Origin of the sequence: Bacillus sp. SIMBA_154, from assembly GCF_046536015.1 — a bacterium.
GTDB classification, from domain to species: domain Bacteria; phylum Bacillota; class Bacilli; order Bacillales; family Bacillaceae; genus Bacillus; species Bacillus pumilus_P.
Genome location: NZ_JAWJBV010000018.1, coordinates 42,670 through 58,974, shown reverse-complemented (window position 1 = coordinate 58,974; position 16,305 = coordinate 42,670). Strand labels below are relative to the sequence as shown.

The window sequence follows — 16,305 nt, the reverse complement described above, 5'->3', positions numbered from 1 at the left end:
AGTGGCTAAACGCGGCGGACTGTAAATCCGCTCCCTCCGGGTTCGGCGGTTCGAATCCGCCCCCCTCCACCATTTTTATTTTCATAGGGGCATAGTTTAAAGGTAGAACAGAGGTCTCCAAAACCTCCGGTGTGGGTTCGATTCCTACTGCCCCTGCCAATTATATGATATGATTCATAACATCTATGGCGGTTGTGGCGAAGTGGTTAACGCACCAGATTGTGGCTCTGGCACTCGTGGGTTCGATTCCCATCAATCGCCCCATTTTATTATTGGGCTATAGCCAAGCGGTAAGGCAACGGACTTTGACTCCGTCATGCGTTGGTTCGAATCCAGCTAGCCCAGTTGATATGCGGAAGTAGTTCAGTGGTAGAACACCACCTTGCCAAGGTGGGGGTCGCGGGTTCGAATCCCGTCTTCCGCTCCAATAATGGCGGCATAGCCAAGTGGTAAGGCAGAGGTCTGCAAAACCTTTATCCCCGGTTCAAATCCGGGTGTCGCCTTTTTTGAAAAGACTGCCGGGGTGGTGGAATTGGCAGACACACAGGACTTAAAATCCTGCGGTAGGTGACTACCGTGCCGGTTCAAGTCCGGCCCTCGGCACCATTGATTTTTATCATAAGTTGCGCTCTTTAATGATCATGCCGGTGTGGCGGAATTGGCAGACGCGCACGACTCAAAATCGTGTTCCTCACGGAGTGCCGGTTCGACCCCGGCCACCGGTATCTATTAAAATTTTCATAATCGGTAATTGAACTTAATATACCGTCAAACTAACGTTTCTCCATTGTGGTGAGGCGTTTTTTTGTTTTCCCATCACCTCTAATCGAAGTTGCGAGGGGGAGAAAGCTATCTCACAATGGAATGATACGTGTGAACTAGAACGCGAGTATATAGTGAGAGGGGATTTTTGTTCCGTACTATGACTTTGCTTCAGACGATCATTCAAGACGATAGGTCTCATTATTATCCGCTTTTTAGAGAGTACTGTGAACGAAAAGAACAGGGGCTGCGTAAAGATGCGCTGAAGGTTCTTCAGTCCTTTATAGAAGAGATGAAGCAGTTGGATTTTGAAACTCAGCGAGTATTTGTTGCGTGGCTGTTTGAGTGGATTGAACAGTTTGAGAATGGCCATCATTTGCTCGTTTTTCCGCTGACAAGGGGTATTATCATTCCGGTATTTCAAGAGTGGATGAAGCTTGATCGTGTTGATGTGAGGCCATATCGCTGGCAAGGCTTGTTTGTGCATCAAGGAGAAGGGCTGCCTTATTTATTGAAGGCGGGCAGTGATGAGCACCGTGTGATTGTTCATATTTGTGAAATCTATCTAGCGGCTTTATGGTATTCGTTTCATCATATACATGAAGATCTTTATTTAAGTACCTTCGAGATGGATCAAGAGCGAATTCAGGGCATTCAAGATGTCATGATGCTGATACAAGATGAAAGAACACGTACTTTTTTTCAAAAACAAGCAGACTACTATGCTCAGCTTTTATCTGCCTGGATTGAATTTCAGCAAACGGAGACAATCGGGTTTATGAAATGATGTGCGGAACTTGAAAAACCATATGAATGGGTGGAAGCCTTTTATTATCGCCAATAGGTGTATTGTGATGAGAAAACGACAGAATGGATTCTGCCGTTTTTTATATGTTATGTCATATTCGTTCTATTTCTAAATGATCTGAGTGAAAGTATTTCAATACATAGACATCTGGATTGCTGAGCTTCTCCCACTCATTGAAGCCAATGTTCGAATCGACGTGTTTGAGGAGCAGGCTCATGATATTACCGTGTGTGACGAAGAGGGTATGATCTTCTTCTAAATGTATTTGTTCGTATAGAACCTCTACGATCCTTTTCATGGCTTCCTGGCTTGATTCACCGCCTTCATATGTGATGTTTACATCCATAAAACTAAGCTTTAGCTTCTCATACCAATCGTCCATTGGTTTGCAGCTTAACACACGTTCAGAGAGACGTTCATCAATTTTCATCTTAAGTTGTTTTGCAAGAGCAAGAGGCTGGATGGTTTGGATCGCTCGTTTATAAGGACTTGAGATGATCTGATTGAGGTGTATGCTGGAAAAGAATTGGGCAAGTGTGTGTGATTGAGCGATGCCCTGCGGTGTTAAAGCCGCTTCTTTGGATTGTGCATCTGCTTGGCAGTGTCTGACGACATAATAGGTTTTCATGGAATTACACCTTTCATTGAGTATAAAAAAATCATCCAGGATTGGATGAGCATTCATGATCTAGGTTCATTTGTTCGTATCTGTTTCTTTATAGGGATCTGTAAGCTTGGAGGTCAGGTCTAAGTTGAACAAAAAATCATCTACGGTGTCTGTACCAAAGGGAAGTGTGGAAAAGTTGATTGGAATGCTGTCTTCTTGCGTTTCTGAAGCGATCGGCTGTTTGTGCTGCTTTTTTCGCCAGTTCTTAAACAAGCGCATGTGGGAGCCTCCTTTTCTAAGAAAAAGATGGATTTATACATAATATACGGGGAGAGTTGTCCAGGCGTCAATTGTTTTCTTTAAACATTTCTATTATTTGATTTTCGATCATTTGTTGCGATATCTTCAAGTAGCAAGTCACTTTGCTATAATGAAATGGAAAACACCTCACAGGACAAATGAAAACATTTATAGAGGAGCATATACAAATGAGAGAGATTTCAATATTAGTGGCTGATGATGATCGAGAAATTGCGGATTTAATTGCCATTCATTTGAATAAGGAAGGATTTCATGTTATCAGAGTATCAAATGGCCGGGAAACGCTACAGGTCGTGGAAGAACAATTGATTGATTTACTCATATTGGACATCATGATGCCTGAAATGGACGGCTATGAAGTGACACATCGTATACGTGAAAAGTATCATATGCCTATTATCTTTTTGAGTGCGAAAACATCTGATTTTGATAAAGTACAAGGACTTGTGATTGGGGCAGATGATTATATGACAAAACCATTCGTTCCAATTGAATTAGTAGCTCGTGTGAATGCGCAATTACGCCGTTCGATGAAGTTTAATCAGTCTCACGCTTTGAAAGAAGATCACACACGGTTAGAATATAGTGGGCTAGTGATTTCGCTTGATCAACGCTTGGTTACGTTATATGACAAAACCATTGAGCTTACGCCGAAAGAGTTTGATATTTTATATTTATTAGCTAGCCATCCTAAGAAAGTCTTTAGTACAGAGGCTATTTTTAACAAAGTGTGGGGAGAGGTTTATTTTGAAGGTGCAAACACGGTGATGGTTCATATTCGGACACTTCGGAAGAAATTAAAAGAGGACCGGCAGAAAGATAAATGGATTAAGACTGTTTGGGGCGTAGGGTATGCATTCAATGGTTAAATTCATGAGTTTTCGTATGAAAATGGTACTATTGTTTGGACTAAGTATGCTGCTTGCTGGAGCCGTCATTTCTTCTGTCTTTTTAGTTCTTCGTTTTTACTATCAAAACTATGTCCAAATGGGGGGCTTTTTCCATCAAGTGCGTCTAATAATTGCTGCATTTGGCGATTATAATCTGTTTTTGTGCTTGTTTATTCCTGTGTCCATTCTTTTTTTCTTTTTGCTCACAAAGCGATATGCGTTATATTTCCAAGAAATTTCACAAGGCATCCATCAACTTGCCGAGGGAAATTTTACACATCGTGTGCAGATTAAATCGAAGGATGAATTTCAAGCGATTGCTGAGGATATTCATTCTGCAGCAACCACTTTAAAAGAAGCTATTGAGCGAGGGGATTTTGCAGAAAGCAGTAAGGATCAGTTAGTGGTGAATTTAGCACATGATTTGCGAACACCGCTGACGTCTGTTCTCGGGTATTTGGATTTGATTTTGAAGGGTGAGTATGTAACCGAAGAGCAAATGAACCACTTTTTAACCATTGCGTTTACAAAATCACAGCGTTTAGAGAGACTGATTGATGAATTGTTTGAGATCACTCGGATGAACTATGGAATGCTTCCAATTAAAAAGAGTGAAATTCATTTAACAGACCTTCTTCATCAGTTGAAGGAAGAGTTGTATCCTTTAATAGAACAAAATCAATTGAGTGTCCGAATCCATTCTACGTCTGATCTGATGGTCATGGGTGATGGAGATCTTCTTGCTCGAGTATTTGAAAATCTAATGACTAATGCGATTCGGTATGGAAACGACGGTCAGTATATTGATATCAATGGTTTTACGGATGAGAATGTGAAAGAAATTGTGATTCAAGTTGTGAATTATGGACATGTGATCCATGAAGGTGATCTGCCCCATCTTTTTGATATGTTTTATATTGGAGATAAGTCGCGAACGTATAAAGAAAATAGCACTGGGCTCGGCTTGTTCATTGCTAAAAATATTGTAGAACAGCATGAAGGAACAATTACTGCGGATAGCAATAGAATTCAGACTACTTTTGAGGTTCGATTGCCAATGGAGAAAAAACTTTATGAAACGTCATGATGGTTTAAGAAAAATTTAAGAATTGCCCTACTTATTATTTAAATCATTTCGCCTATACTTTTCTCTAAGATAAGAGAATTTGTGAGGGAAGGGTAGATGATAGATGAGAAAGGTGTTAATAGGGGGCAAAATTTTTGTCATCATTGTGCTGTTGATAGTTGTTTGGGAAAAGGTAGAGGAACAAATACATGTAGATATGAAACAGTTCATTCCTTTTTCCGGTGCCAATGAATTTGTGAGTCCAAATATTTATATGATCGATCGAGAATCAGGGGATGTCGTTTACGAAAAAAAGGCGAAGTCTAAGGTGTATCCAGCATCATTGACAAAAATCATGACAGTGATTGTAGCACTTGAACATTTGGACGACCTAACTAAATCGGTTTCAATTGATCAAAATACATATCAAGACATGATCTCAAAGAATTCTTCAATGGCTGGTTTTTTGGGTGGTGAAACAGTCACGTATCGTGATCTTTTATATGGAACCATGTTACCTTCAGGTGGTGAAGCAGCAAACTCGTTGGCCATCCATACTGCAGGAAATGTGAAGGATTTTGTTCGCATGATGAATGAAAAGGCTGCTGAACTCGGATTACATGATACTCATTTTATGAACCCTGAAGGACTGCATGATGAAAACCAATATACAACCGCTTACGATGTTGCGAGCATGTTATCTTATGCGCTGAATGTTCCACATTTTAGAGAGGTATTTACAAAAGAAACCTTTCAAACCTCTCCGACGAAAGAGCATCCGACTGGTGTTTTGTTGAAATCAACTGTTCTTACGTTACTTCATCAGGAAGACAAACAGGGATTTGAGATTATTGGCGGTAAATCAGGGACGACTTCCGAAGCAGGTCAATGCTGGGCGTCTCTTGGGGTAGTCAATGATCGTGAATATATTACTGTTGTCATGGGTGCTCCGCTAGAAGATATACGTCATCCAGACAGGCAGCAAATAAAAGATACGATGAAGTTATATCAAAAAGTGACGTCTATTTAAGAAGTGGAATTTTGAATTTGCAAGAGTCACCAATTTCTGAGACATAAAAAAGCGCCCAGTCCCGAAGTGGGGCACTTTTTTATATTTACATGGCACGGCGTAATGCTTGCAGTAATTTACGTTCGCATCTTATGTTGTAACGCTTATGATGGAGTTTATCCGTTTTAAACCGACCAATGACACGGCGAACATCTTGGTTATAAATGATGAGCTCTCTGAAAGTTTGATCATTTAATAACGCTTGAAACCAGCTATATTTTTTCAGATGTACTGCGTTCCTTGATATCTCTTCTTCATCTACCTGTAGAAAAGGGATGTACAGAGCAAGGGTAAAGATGTCTAAAAAGAATCCCACATGACCTCCTCCTTTCATATGTTTCATTACGCTTAGAAAGAGGAAAGGTTTCATTCAATAGACAACTCCATCCTTTAGCCTGCAATGTGTGCATCTTTAAATGTGCCATTTATATTTCCAGTGACAAGGATGACATGTCCCAAAAATAAATCACCGTCATGATAGTAGGCTTCAAACTCTCCATTTGGATAAGCTTGCAGGCTTTCAAGTGAAATGCGGTTTATAAATTGGTCATGTGTGATCTCTTCTTGATTTTCATCTGAATCGTCTTGTTCCTGCCAGTCTTTTGCTAGCTCAATCAGCTTATTTGCCGCAAATGATTTAATAGAAGAATCCCATTTAGTCTGCTCTTGTACGAGTCGTCTAGCGGCTTGGAGAGAGTCGTTTATTTCTTCTTCTTCTCCGAGATTGAAGTAGAGAAGGCACTCTTGCTTCCCCCATTGGATCGTCGTTTCAAATAAGTCTAGTCCTTTCACTAATTCAAAGGTGCCCAGCTTGTCATCGTGATAAAAGGAGCTTCTTCTAATATCTCTTGAAGCTCTCTATCCTTTGTATCTGTATCGATGAGTGATACCAGCATGAATTCATCTGTACCTTTTCGTACCTGAAGTGTAACGATTGATTCTTTATGTAATTGTGCCTGTTTTTCCCGTAACCCCTCTTCATCTGTTAACCAGCAGAGTCTCACTTTTTCGGTTGTGATGCGGCCTTTTTCCTTCCATGCAATCAGTGGAATTGAAGCGGTCCAAAGAGATTCTTTTCCTGCGCCTACTCCAGAAGGTCCTGTGACAGCAATCATGTCTACTAGTTCTTCTGAAAACCTTTCTTCAAATGCGTTCATTTGTTTGTTTTTCTTCATGTGATGTCCCCCAGCTACATAAGAATGATATGATCAAAATCTATATCTTTATCACACCGCACATTAGCAGGGGAAATCAAGCCTTTTTTGCTTAAAACTGTTTTTTGGACTTACAGAAGGAGTGAGAATACATGGATTGCTGGAGTTGAGTCACAATAAAAGAGCAAATTGAGGAGTTGGGTTCGAATTTTGTATAAATTTGGGTAAATGAGTCGAAAAGCCTAGGTGATTCTTCCTTTTCTTTATAATTACTTTGACACGATTAGATGAAAAAAGTAAAGTAATACTAAGTGATTTACAAAACCTTCATCATCCACTGAAGCATGAAGTGTTAGTGAATTTAATGTAAATGGATATTTCACCTTTTATTTACTCGTATTTTTTTTGAAACTTATGATGCTTCTCATCCGTTATATTAAAGGAGCACATGTATCCGGCGGAGACAGAGCATCGGAATGCTGGGTGCAGAAGATTTACATTTGCAAAATGAATGTAAATTTTTTATGATTTCATTTATATCAGATCGAAAAAAAGAAAGAAGAGGTTTTATGAAAAAAATATTTGCGAACAAATATAGCTTTTTTGTTTTGGCTGTTCTTTTATTCTGGGCAAAATCTTACACAGCCTACAAAATGGACTTTAATTTAGGAGTGAAAGGTTCTTTTCAAGAGGGTCTTCTCTTATTAAATCCATTTAGTTCAGCCATCGTGTTTTTGGGACTTGCTCTCTTTTTGAAGGGGCGTAAATCTGCCATTGTTTTAATTGTCATTGACTTTATTATGACCGCACTTTTATATGCAAATGTAGCGTACTATCGTTTCTTTGATGATTTTTTGACTTTCTCAACAATGAAACAAGCAGGCAATCTTGGAGGAGGTATGACTGGCGGTGTGTTGTCGAGCATTAAGCCGCATGATCTTTTGTACTTCCTTGATATCATGATCTTGATTGCCATTGTGATTTGGAGACCGGAAGTGAAGAAATTCCAAATGAAAAAGACGTTTGCACTGCTTATTGTGGCTGCAGGTGTTGGGTTGTTCTTTGTCAATCTGCATTTAGCTGAAAAGGATCGTCCGGAATTATTAACGAGAACATTTGATCATAAGTATGTTGTCAAATATTTAGGTGTCTATAATTATACGATTTATGACGGGGTGCAATCAGCGCAAAACGCAACGCAGGTCGCAAATGCGAGCAGTGAAGATTTAACTGATGTCGTGAACTATACGGCTTCTCACTATGCGAAGCCAAATGCAGAATATTTTGGTAAAGCGAAAGGTAAAAACATCATTAAAATCCATTTAGAGAGTTTCCAGTCGTTCCTAATTGATTACAAACTAAATGGAGAAGAAGTAACGCCGTTTTTAAACAAACTGGCTCACGGAAAAGGTGATTTTACGTATTTCGATAACTTCTTCCATCAGACAGGTCAAGGAAAAACAGCAGATGCTGAGCTGATGATGGATAATAGTATGTTTGGCTTGCCAGAGGGTGCAGCGTTTGTGACAAAGGGTGAAAATACCTACCAATCACTTCCTGCGATCCTAGATCAAAAAGCAGGCTATACAAGTGCTGTGCTTCACGGGGACTACAAGTCTTTCTGGAACCGTGACACGATTTATAAGCATATGGGAATTGATCAATTCTTCGATGCTTCATATTACAACATGGATGAAGAAAACCTTGTAAATATGGGTCTGAAAGATAAGCCATTTTTTAAAGAATCAATCCCAATGTTAGAATCAATGAAAAAGCCATTTTATGCACATTTAATGACACTGACAAATCACTATCCATTTAATTTAGATGAAAAAGATGCGACGATTGCTAAGGCCACAACTGGCGATAAAACAGTGGATAATTACTTCCAAACAGCAAGATATTTGGATGAGTCATTAGAGCAATTCTTTAAGGACTTGAAGAAATCAGGTCTTTATAAAGACTCAGTTATTTTATTATATGGTGATCATAACGGTATTTCTGAGAACCATAACCGTGCAATGAGTGAAATTCAAGGAAAAGAAATTACACCTTATCAAAATGCACAAAACCAGCGTGTACCGCTCATGATTCGTATCCCTGGAAAACAGGGTGGCGTGAATCATACGTATGGTGGTGAAGTAGACGTAATGCCAACGCTTCTTCATTTACAAGGGATTGATTCAAACGAGTTCGTGAATTTCGGAACAGATCTATTTTCTAAAAAGCATGACCAAACCGTTGCATTCCGTAACGGAAACTATGTGACACCGACATATACCCTTGTAGATAATACAGTCTACGATACAAAAACGGGTAAAGTGGTGAAACAAAATAAAAAGACAGAGGCAATTAAAGCCCGTGTTGATAATCAGTTAAGCCTTTCAGATAAAGTGCTCTACAGGGATCTTCTTCGATTCCATAAGCTATCGGATTTCAAACCAGTGAATCCGTCTGATTATTTCTATGGTAAAAACAAAGAGAACGAAGCAGATTCTTCTGCTAACTAACTGAGTTTTGGGCAAGCACAGAAAGGTGCTTGCCTTTTTCTCTCTTACAGCTTGATTTGTTGGCAAAATATGTTTATATTTAGGGGGAAACAAGCGTGACGTCAGCTGTAAGCTGGCGAAAACTCATTTCGTCCTAGGGGATTTCAGGAGGAGCTTATGACAACAAATACAAAAACACAAAAAAAGAAATCAGAGTTATGGGGCTGGATCAAAGCCATCTTAATCGCATTCATTGCTGTTTTTATCATTCGTAACTTTTTATTCGCACCGTACATTGTCAAAGGGTCATCTATGTATCCGACATTGCATGATACAGAACGGGTTTTTGTGAATAAAACCGTCGATTATTTCGGTGATTATAAACGAGGACAGATCATTGTCCTTGATGGGGAAGACCGCAGCACTCACTACGTGAAACGATTGATTGGTTTACCTGGTGATAAAATCGAAATGAAAAACGACCAGCTGTATGTAAATGGCAAAAAAGTGGCAGAGCCTTATTTAGCGTCAAACAAAAAGCAAGCAGCCGCAGATGGCACTTTGCTGACACCTGATTTTGGCCCTCTTACAGTCCCAAAAGGAAAGTACTTTGTCATGGGTGACAATCGCCAGAATTCAATGGACAGCCGCAACGGCTTAGGTCTTTTTACAAAGAGTGATATTCAAGGGACAACATCATTTGTGTTTTATCCTTTCCAAGATATTCGATTACTCAACCAATAATAAACAATTTGAAAGCACACAGCCGTGTGCTTTCAGATTGTTGACAAAGGGCTAAAATGATCTTCATTTTAGCCCTTTGTCTTCTTTTCAGCTCAGCGTGATAGAAAACCCTTGAAGTCTAGGAAGGACGAGTACCGGAGCGGAGCGAATTTAAGATTCGTGAGCACCGGCACGCAGGACTGACACCGAATGCGAGGGGTTGTCTACATGCTGAAAGCACACAGCCGTGTGCTTTTTTCTGTTTCTTTAAGACTGGCTTTTTGCAATCGCCTGCTCAAGATCTGCAAGGATGTCTTCAATCGCTTCTGTTCCAACAGATAAACGAATGAGTTCTGGTGTGACGCCTGTCGCCTTTTGCTCATCTTCACTTAATTGTTGATGTGTCGTGCTGGCAGGATGAATGATCAGTGATTTAGAGTCGCCCACGTTTGCAAGATGTGAGAAAAGCTGCACGGAATCAATGAGCTTTTTACCTGCTTCTCGTCCACCTTTAATACCGAATGTGAGGATCGCACCTTGTCCTTTTGGTAAATATGTTTGAGCCAGCTCATAGGATTCATGGCCTTCAAGACCAGGGTAGCTTACCCACTCTACAAAAGGGTGATCCTGTAAAAATTGCGCTGTTTTTAACGCATTTTCACTATGCCGCTCAAGACGTAAATGCAATGTTTCTAAGCCTTGAAGAAGCAAAAATGAGTTAAAAGGTGACAGTGCTGCGCCTAAATCACGTAAGAGCTGTACACGTGCTTTTGTGATATAGGCCGCTTCTCCAATCGCTTCAGTATACGTGAGGCCATGATAACTTGGATCTGGTTCAGTCAGCCCTTTGAACTTATCACTGTCAGCCCAAGGAAACCCGCCGCTATCGACGATGACACCGCCAATTGATGTGCCATGTCCGCCAATGAATTTCGTCGCTGAGTGGACGACAATGTCTGCGCCAAACTCGATAGGTCTTAATAAATAGGGGCTGGCGAGCGTATTGTCCACAATAAGCGGAATATGGTGTTTGTGTGCAATGGCTGAGACGGCTTCAATATGTAAAATGTCGCCTTTTGGATTCCCGATGCTTTCTGCATACACTGCTTTTGTTTTATCCGTAATCGCTGCTTCAAGTTCTTCAAGATTGGATGAATCGACAAATTTCACTGTAATCCCGAGCTTTTTTAGGGTATGAGCAAACAGATTGTAGGTGCCTCCATAAAGACTGCTGGAGGATACAATTTCGTCCCCGGCTCCTGCAATGTTTAAAATAGAGTACGTAGTGGCTGCTTGTCCAGAAGAGACAGCAAGTGCACCAATTCCACCTTCAAGCTCAGCGATCCTTTTTTCAAATACGTCGTTTGTAGGGTTCATAATACGTGAATAAATATTTCCAGGTTCCTGCAGTCCGAATAAATTCGCCGCATGCTCACTATCCCTAAAACCGAAAGAGCTTGTTTGATAAATAGGCACGGCTCTTGAATAGGTTGCTGAATCAAGTTCCTGACCTGCATGAATGGCTTTTGTTTCTAAACGAAATTGAAGTTCTTCTGACATGTGTGTATCCTCCTTTTGTTAGATAAAACCAACTACTTTGATAAGAAATATTTAATAAGACTATAAATCTTGTTTCATGCTTGGTCAATCATTTTTTAGATAAATCTGAAAAAACAATAAATATAGTTGACAGGTCGGAATAATATGTATCAACATAAGCATACTGAAAACATCACCAAGAATGGCTGATCGGTCAACCGAAGGCTCTATCACTCAAGCATGAGTGAAGGGCCTTTTTTTATTTTAATCAGAAGGGAAGATGAACTTGGAAAAAAGAAAAAACGAAAAAAATACAGAAAACATATGGATCTCACACTAGACATTTTGATTGAGCAGAACAAATATGAGATTTACAGCAATCAAGAAAGAACGAATAGAAGCGATTTACGATCGAATTGATGAAAAGCATATAAGGTCAAAATAACTTTTTTAGGTTAAGGGACTTACTGTGTATATGTCTGATGACAACAGGGATCGAGGTTTCATTGACAATTTCAATTATGATTGCTGGTGAAATCATTGGGAACAATTATTTTTCTGATAGAGCCTCTGCCGCAATTTTCTCAGAAATATAGAAAAAGTATAGTAGTCACTTCTAGGCTGCTGTTCTTTTTTCATCGAAAGGAAGCGAGTCATATGTTGTGTCCTGCTGAAGCAGGTAAGGGCTTTTTTCCCAAGGCACTTTCTTGTATATACATATTTTCGGTGACAAGAGAAGAAGGAAAATATGCCCACTCTTTTGTCGGAATTATCAGTAAATATTTCATAATTGGTGACATAACGACATGAAATCAGGACTTTTATATCTGATATATCGGGGGAATTCTTTCTATCTCACAAAAATGAAAGAACATATAGAAGAGATGATGAAAATGAACTATTTGAAAAAAAGTAGAAAAAAGATGGAATCAATGCCATTATATGGGTTTTGTAGGTATTGTGTTGTGGTAAAAACTAGTGAAAAAGAGAGGGTTCATCCAGTTGGGAGTGAATAATTGAATAAAAAGTCACGTTTTAATCGAAAGTATGTTCGGTCAAAAATGGGATCTTCTGTTGATGTTTGGAGTGTGACGCCTATGATACGATCATCATAAGCTGGGAGGTGAAAAGTATGACTTATGCAGCGCCGCAAGTTGACTATTCCACTATGGAACCTGCTATTATGGACCAAGCTTGGTTCTTAGTATTTGTTGCAGTCCTTCTTGGATTGGGAGCAACAGTTGTTCTAGGAGCAGCAGTTTGGTGTTTAGCAAACGGCAAGGGTAGCTTTACAGGAGCCGTTCAGTGGGAAAGTGGCTTAAAAGTCCAAATTGAATGTAAGTAGCTATACTTAGGATTCATCTTTTTACTTCTATGATATGACACCAGGGCTAAACCGTCTGTGGCGGGCGGTTTAGCCTGATCTGTTTTTAAAAGAATATGCAGACACTTGGAGGTTATATGTTTACGATCGAGAATTTAACCAAGACGTATAAAAATAATGTGACTGCTGTCAATGATTTTCATTTAAAGGTTGCCCCTCATCAAATCGTTGCTGTTGCTGGACCGAATGGATCTGGTAAAACAACGATGATTAATTGTATACTCGGCATCATTAAGCATACAAAAGGAACGATTCACTTGCAGGACGTCACAAATGATGACCCATCCTTTAAAAAACAAGTAGCCTATATTCCAGATGACCTGTTGCTCCCTGAAGCATTGACTGGTGCTGAATATTTAGATTTTGTTTCTTCTATGTATGAATGTAAAACAATTCATAGAAGAAATCAACTAATTGAACTGTTTGATATGGACTCGGCTTTATCAAGACCGATCGAAACGTATTCACATGGTATGAAAAAAAAGACACAGCTCATTGCCGCCTTTATGCTTGATAGTCAATTGGTGATCATGGATGAGCCCTTTAGAGGACTTGATATTGAAGCGGTTATAAACACAAAGAAACTGATGAAGCGTTATGCCGAGAACCATGGTGCAATCTTGCTTTCAACGCATGATATGCTTTCAGCGGAAGAGCTGTGCCACAAAATCGCCATTATTTCTAAGGGAAATAAAATGGATGAAGGAACAGTCTCAGCCTTAAAGGAAAAGTATCAATCAAGCACACTGGAACAGGTGTTTCTGAAAGCTTCAATGTTAAGTGATAGGGGTGCACATTTTGATGAAATCATTAATCATTTCTAAAATGATGCTTAAAATGTGGCAGCAGGAGATGTATAAGCTCTTTGATACTCAAACGAAGCGAATCATTGTGGTCTTATTCTTTTTGTTTGCAGTCACAATGGGGGCCATCATTGGATATAGTTTTACTGGTGTCTTTATGAAGGCTTTCTTAAATGGAGATGAACGTTCACTTGGATTATTGGTTGTGTCGATGGCGATCAATGCATCTATTTTTACAAGCTTGTTATTTGTTCTGATCAAGGTCAGAACGCCTGAACAAGACCGGTTTTCTATGCAGCTCAGCTGGTTCCCGCTCTCTACCTTTCAGAAAAGTCTTGGATACTTCATTCCGATGGTGATAGTGGTGGCAGGGCTTGTTTTATTTTTTATCGGTATCCTGCTTTTACCTAACTTTATTGCCCAGGGAATCGGAATTTTCTTTATCTTTACTTTCTTTTTGATGGTGATTTTGCAATCGCTTTTTGTCTTCATGCTGCTGCAGCTCATTTATAACATTACTTATTTGCTCGTTCTAAAATTAAAATTACCGTTGCAAAAATTTGCAGCGATCTTTGTTTTATTGGCACTGGTTGTGGCGTATGGATTGACGCATTTTGATATCAGCCAAATTCAGCAATCATATATTCAGTTTGATTATCATTTAATGTATTTTACAGCACCGTTTTTCCTTGCAGCACAAGGGATGTCTCCAGAAGGGGTATACTATGCAATTTTGATTCTGTTCATCCTTTTATCAGCGGGCGGCGCATTTCTTTCTCTTGCGATGATGCCGATTATGGCAGAGAAAAAAGCGTTAACCTTTTTAAACAAATTGCCGTTCTCTTCTTCAAAAAAATGGTCACTTATTGTAAAGGAAATCAAATCACAGGTGCGAAATGAAGAAAACATTTTAAACTTTCTCATTCTTCTCATTGTGATCTTATTCGTCCGTTATCAGTTTGGATTCCGGTTTGAAGAAGAAGCGTTTTTTGTTCTATGTGCTCTTGCTGGATTAACAGCCTTTAATTCATTTGGCAATGATAAACGTATGCTAGGGATGTATAAAACATTTGGCCTAATGTCGTGGGAAGTGGCTCTGTATAAGTTTATTGGACTTCTGCTCGTTGGTGTGATGCAGATTGCTTTATTCATGCTGACAACACTGACGCTCCCTGATCAGATTTGGAACGTATTGATTGGGGCCGCTGTGTTATGCAATGCTACTGCGCTCTTTTATGTGGTAGGTATTTTACTTCCTCTTGATCGGAACAATCCATACACAGGCATTTTTTCATTTGGAGCACTTATTTTACTTATGATTCCAATTGTTTTTATTGGAAACTATGTCATAGGGGAGTCGAGTCAAACGCTTCAGTGGCTGCTTGTGGCTGCTTTTGAGGGTCTGCTCATCTTTGCCATATACAAAGGTTTTTCATGGAGGTATTCACATGATTCAACTTCTTAACAGTAAGCTAAAGATTGAGCGGGTACCGGCTCTTGGGCCTTATGTGACCTTACAAAAGAGGCATCTCACTGATACGCAGTATGGAAGCACACTCCCGATTAATGAAAGTGCCTATCATATGTTAACGAAAGTGGACGGCAAGAGGACAGAAGCGAGTATTACGGCAGAGCTAGCCGATTTGTTTCAGGTCGATGAGTCTGTCATTGCTCGTGATTTTTATCAGCTGATGATGGGGCTGAATCAGCATCATTTGCTGTCTATTCATTATCAATCACCATATCGGATTGTCACAGCCTGCTGTCAATTTTTTAAGCAGTATCAAGTAAAGATGAAGGAACGATTTGATTGCACAGGCCACTCATTTCTTCAAATATTGGGGACGGCCTTGCTTATGGTGATGCGTAAAATCATCTTTTTCTGGGTGCTTTTCATGGTCATGGCAGGCATCGCCTTTTTATTCATCCCTGATCCATCGATTGCAGCCATTGCGATTTATTTTTCCATTATTTATTTCGGATTAATTACCGGGACGGCCTTGCATGAGGCAGCACATGGTTATGCACATCGGAAGTTTGCGGGACGGGATGGTCCTCAAGGTTTTTTTGCGAGTGATATGATGTCTGTGAAATTTGTGAGACCTGTATTAGATCCGTTTCAGAAAAAGCAGGTATGGATTACGCTGCTTGGACCGCTTCTCCCTGGTGTGATTGGGGCAGCTGGAATCATTGTGACCGTATTATTTCTGAAAGAAAATCCAATTTCGACAGGTTTCTTTATTTTTTCAATTACGTATTTTATTCAATTACTCTATCTTCTTCCGTTTATGGGGGATGGTAAATCCATTATGAAGCAGCTATTGCTTCGTGGAATGGGAGGACAACGATCATGAACGTTCAGGCAATGAAACAAGGTGCTATAGTTGGTGGTTTCCTAGGATTCTTAGGCTTTCCGATGCTGACAATTGGTGTACTGTTCTATCATTTATTTCAATCAAAAACAAATGATGCATTATTATTTAACAGTCTCGCTTTTGAGATGGAAGGTTCGTCAGCGTTTACTTTTCAGATCAAGCCAAACTTTTTTATTTATATGATTGTGATTTTTGCAGCGAGTTTTCTCATTGTGGCATTGCTGTTGGCAATGAAACAGAAAAAAGCGAAAGATTAGGAGAATTTTCCTAATCTTTTTTTGTATGCTCAACCAAATTTTAGTATAATAAAGAATG

The 16,305-nt window shown here is 39.6% G+C and carries 17 protein-coding genes and 7 tRNA genes; 18 read left to right on the top strand and 6 right to left on the bottom strand.

The annotated features are described in order from the left end of the window. Positions 1 to 85: 85 nt before the first annotated feature. The 8 genes from R0K30_RS18440 (at position 86) to R0K30_RS18405 (ending at position 1,549) form a co-directional block, all read left to right on the top strand. A tRNA-Trp gene (locus R0K30_RS18440) sits at positions 86 to 159 on the top strand. 29 nt (positions 160 to 188) lie between these two features. Beyond that, a tRNA-His gene (locus tag R0K30_RS18435) sits at positions 189 to 264 on the top strand. Between the two features lie 9 nt (positions 265 to 273). After that, positions 274 to 345: transfer RNA gene (locus tag R0K30_RS18430), tRNA-Gln, on the top strand. A gap of 7 nt (positions 346 to 352) precedes the next feature. Further along, positions 353 to 427: transfer RNA gene (locus tag R0K30_RS18425), tRNA-Gly, on the top strand. 5 nt (positions 428 to 432) lie between these two features. After that, a tRNA-Cys gene (locus tag R0K30_RS18420) sits at positions 433 to 503 on the top strand. Positions 504 to 517: 14 nt separating this feature from the next. Then, positions 518 to 606: transfer RNA gene (locus R0K30_RS18415), tRNA-Leu, on the top strand. A 37-nt stretch (positions 607 to 643) separates the two neighbouring features. After that, a tRNA-Leu gene (locus R0K30_RS18410) sits at positions 644 to 725 on the top strand. A 197-nt stretch (positions 726 to 922) separates the two neighbouring features. Continuing rightward, positions 923 to 1,549, top strand: a complete 627-nt coding sequence (locus R0K30_RS18405) for a hypothetical protein (RefSeq protein WP_410612174.1) — start codon at positions 923 to 925, stop codon at positions 1,547 to 1,549. Positions 1,550 to 1,661: 112 nt separating this feature from the next. Here the strand turns inward: R0K30_RS18405 and R0K30_RS18400 are convergent, their stop codons facing one another. After that, on the bottom strand, positions 1,662 to 2,198 hold the full coding sequence (locus R0K30_RS18400; RefSeq protein WP_410612169.1) for a histidine phosphatase family protein: 537 nt from the start codon (positions 2,196 to 2,198) through the stop codon (positions 1,662 to 1,664). 66 nt (positions 2,199 to 2,264) lie between these two features. Beyond that, the gene (locus tag R0K30_RS18395) at positions 2,265 to 2,456 is read right to left on the bottom strand and encodes a hypothetical protein (RefSeq protein ID WP_099728247.1); all 192 of its coding nucleotides are present in this window, start codon (positions 2,454 to 2,456) and stop codon (positions 2,265 to 2,267) included. Between the two features lie 209 nt (positions 2,457 to 2,665). Between R0K30_RS18395 and R0K30_RS18390 the strand changes: the two genes are divergently transcribed. The 3 genes from R0K30_RS18390 to R0K30_RS18380 all read left to right on the top strand — a co-directional run bounded on the left by R0K30_RS18390 (position 2,666) and on the right by R0K30_RS18380 (position 5,484). Beyond that, positions 2,666 to 3,367 carry a response regulator transcription factor gene (locus R0K30_RS18390; protein ID WP_410612166.1) on the top strand — a complete coding sequence of 234 codons (702 nt, stop codon included), beginning with the start codon at positions 2,666 to 2,668 and terminating at the stop codon, positions 3,365 to 3,367. Then, the gene (locus R0K30_RS18385; protein WP_230031001.1) at positions 3,360 to 4,475 is read left to right on the top strand and encodes a sensor histidine kinase; all 1,116 of its coding nucleotides are present in this window, start codon (positions 3,360 to 3,362) and stop codon (positions 4,473 to 4,475) included. The genes R0K30_RS18390 and R0K30_RS18385 overlap by 8 nt, the downstream gene beginning before the upstream one ends. 103 nt (positions 4,476 to 4,578) lie before the next feature. Further along, positions 4,579 to 5,484, top strand: coding sequence for a D-alanyl-D-alanine carboxypeptidase family protein (locus R0K30_RS18380; protein WP_367308155.1), 906 nt, complete (start codon positions 4,579 to 4,581; stop codon positions 5,482 to 5,484). 85 nt (positions 5,485 to 5,569) lie between these two features. Here R0K30_RS18380 and R0K30_RS18375 read toward each other — a convergent pair whose 3' ends face one another. The 3 genes from R0K30_RS18375 to R0K30_RS18365 form a co-directional block, all read right to left on the bottom strand. After that, positions 5,570 to 5,839, bottom strand: coding sequence for a hypothetical protein (locus R0K30_RS18375; RefSeq protein ID WP_410612163.1), 270 nt, complete (start codon positions 5,837 to 5,839; stop codon positions 5,570 to 5,572). 74 nt (positions 5,840 to 5,913) lie between these two features. Next, positions 5,914 to 6,315: a DUF2262 domain-containing protein gene (locus R0K30_RS18370; RefSeq protein WP_410612161.1), complete on the bottom strand. Its 402-nt coding sequence runs from the start codon at positions 6,313 to 6,315 to the stop codon at positions 5,914 to 5,916. Further along, complete coding sequence (locus tag R0K30_RS18365) at positions 6,315 to 6,698, bottom strand: DUF7021 domain-containing protein (RefSeq protein ID WP_256499427.1); 384 nt, start codon at positions 6,696 to 6,698, stop codon at positions 6,315 to 6,317. Before R0K30_RS18365 ends, R0K30_RS18370 begins: the two co-directional genes overlap by 1 nt. 548 nt (positions 6,699 to 7,246) lie before the next feature. Here R0K30_RS18365 and ltaS point away from each other — a divergent pair. Then, entirely contained in the window at positions 7,247 to 9,187 is a 1,941-nt protein-coding gene (ltaS, locus tag R0K30_RS18360; protein ID WP_230030998.1) for a lipoteichoic acid synthase, read from the top strand. 156 nt (positions 9,188 to 9,343) lie between these two features. Then, entirely contained in the window at positions 9,344 to 9,910 is a 567-nt protein-coding gene (gene lepB, locus R0K30_RS18355) for a signal peptidase I (RefSeq protein ID WP_099728244.1), read from the top strand. Between the two features lie 246 nt (positions 9,911 to 10,156). Here lepB and R0K30_RS18350 read toward each other — a convergent pair whose 3' ends face one another. Beyond that, the gene (locus R0K30_RS18350) at positions 10,157 to 11,449 is read right to left on the bottom strand and encodes a homocysteine synthase (protein WP_410612158.1); all 1,293 of its coding nucleotides are present in this window, start codon (positions 11,447 to 11,449) and stop codon (positions 10,157 to 10,159) included. A gap of 1,111 nt (positions 11,450 to 12,560) precedes the next feature. Between R0K30_RS18350 and R0K30_RS18345 the strand changes: the two genes are divergently transcribed. The 5 genes from R0K30_RS18345 to R0K30_RS18325 all read left to right on the top strand — a co-directional run bounded on the left by R0K30_RS18345 (position 12,561) and on the right by R0K30_RS18325 (position 16,247). Next, positions 12,561 to 12,773: a hypothetical protein gene (locus tag R0K30_RS18345; RefSeq protein WP_003211695.1), complete on the top strand. Its 213-nt coding sequence runs from the start codon at positions 12,561 to 12,563 to the stop codon at positions 12,771 to 12,773. Positions 12,774 to 12,889: 116 nt separating this feature from the next. Then, positions 12,890 to 13,636, top strand: a complete 747-nt coding sequence (locus R0K30_RS18340) for an ABC transporter ATP-binding protein (RefSeq protein ID WP_099728241.1) — start codon at positions 12,890 to 12,892, stop codon at positions 13,634 to 13,636. Continuing rightward, on the top strand, positions 13,614 to 15,080 hold the full coding sequence (locus tag R0K30_RS18335) for a hypothetical protein (RefSeq protein ID WP_410612155.1): 1,467 nt from the start codon (positions 13,614 to 13,616) through the stop codon (positions 15,078 to 15,080). The genes R0K30_RS18340 and R0K30_RS18335 overlap by 23 nt, the downstream gene beginning before the upstream one ends. Further along, a complete protein-coding gene (locus R0K30_RS18330) occupies positions 15,064 to 15,969 on the top strand; it encodes a PqqD family protein (protein ID WP_410612153.1) in 906 nt (301 codons plus the stop codon). The genes R0K30_RS18335 and R0K30_RS18330 overlap by 17 nt, the downstream gene beginning before the upstream one ends. Beyond that, positions 15,966 to 16,247, top strand: coding sequence for a hypothetical protein (locus tag R0K30_RS18325; protein ID WP_410612151.1), 282 nt, complete (start codon positions 15,966 to 15,968; stop codon positions 16,245 to 16,247). Before R0K30_RS18330 ends, R0K30_RS18325 begins: the two co-directional genes overlap by 4 nt. Positions 16,248 to 16,305 lie beyond the last annotated feature (58 nt).

Excerpts from the sequence above, each read along its gene's own strand:
- R0K30_RS18405 (WP_410612174.1), top strand. The coding sequence starts at position 923 with ATGACTTTGCTTCAGACGATCATTCAAGACGATAGGTCTCATTATTAT.
- R0K30_RS18400 (WP_410612169.1), bottom strand. The coding sequence starts at position 2,198 with ATGAAAACCTATTATGTCGTCAGACACTGCCAAGCAGATGCACAATCC.
- R0K30_RS18395 (WP_099728247.1), bottom strand. The coding sequence starts at position 2,456 with ATGCGCTTGTTTAAGAACTGGCGAAAAAAGCAGCACAAACAGCCGATC.
- R0K30_RS18390 (WP_410612166.1), top strand. The coding sequence starts at position 2,666 with ATGAGAGAGATTTCAATATTAGTGGCTGATGATGATCGAGAAATTGCG.
- R0K30_RS18385 (WP_230031001.1), top strand. The coding sequence starts at position 3,360 with ATGGTTAAATTCATGAGTTTTCGTATGAAAATGGTACTATTGTTTGGA.
- R0K30_RS18380 (WP_367308155.1), top strand. The coding sequence starts at position 4,579 with ATGAGAAAGGTGTTAATAGGGGGCAAAATTTTTGTCATCATTGTGCTG.
- R0K30_RS18365 (WP_256499427.1), bottom strand. The coding sequence starts at position 6,698 with ATGAAGAAAAACAAACAAATGAACGCATTTGAAGAAAGGTTTTCAGAA.
- ltaS (WP_230030998.1), top strand. The coding sequence starts at position 7,247 with ATGAAAAAAATATTTGCGAACAAATATAGCTTTTTTGTTTTGGCTGTT.
- lepB (WP_099728244.1), top strand. The coding sequence starts at position 9,344 with ATGACAACAAATACAAAAACACAAAAAAAGAAATCAGAGTTATGGGGC.
- R0K30_RS18350 (WP_410612158.1), bottom strand. The coding sequence starts at position 11,449 with ATGTCAGAAGAACTTCAATTTCGTTTAGAAACAAAAGCCATTCATGCA.
- R0K30_RS18345 (WP_003211695.1), top strand. The coding sequence starts at position 12,561 with ATGACTTATGCAGCGCCGCAAGTTGACTATTCCACTATGGAACCTGCT.
- R0K30_RS18340 (WP_099728241.1), top strand. The coding sequence starts at position 12,890 with ATGTTTACGATCGAGAATTTAACCAAGACGTATAAAAATAATGTGACT.
- R0K30_RS18335 (WP_410612155.1), top strand. The coding sequence starts at position 13,614 with ATGAAATCATTAATCATTTCTAAAATGATGCTTAAAATGTGGCAGCAG.
- R0K30_RS18330 (WP_410612153.1), top strand. The coding sequence starts at position 15,064 with ATGATTCAACTTCTTAACAGTAAGCTAAAGATTGAGCGGGTACCGGCT.
- R0K30_RS18325 (WP_410612151.1), top strand. The coding sequence starts at position 15,966 with ATGAACGTTCAGGCAATGAAACAAGGTGCTATAGTTGGTGGTTTCCTA.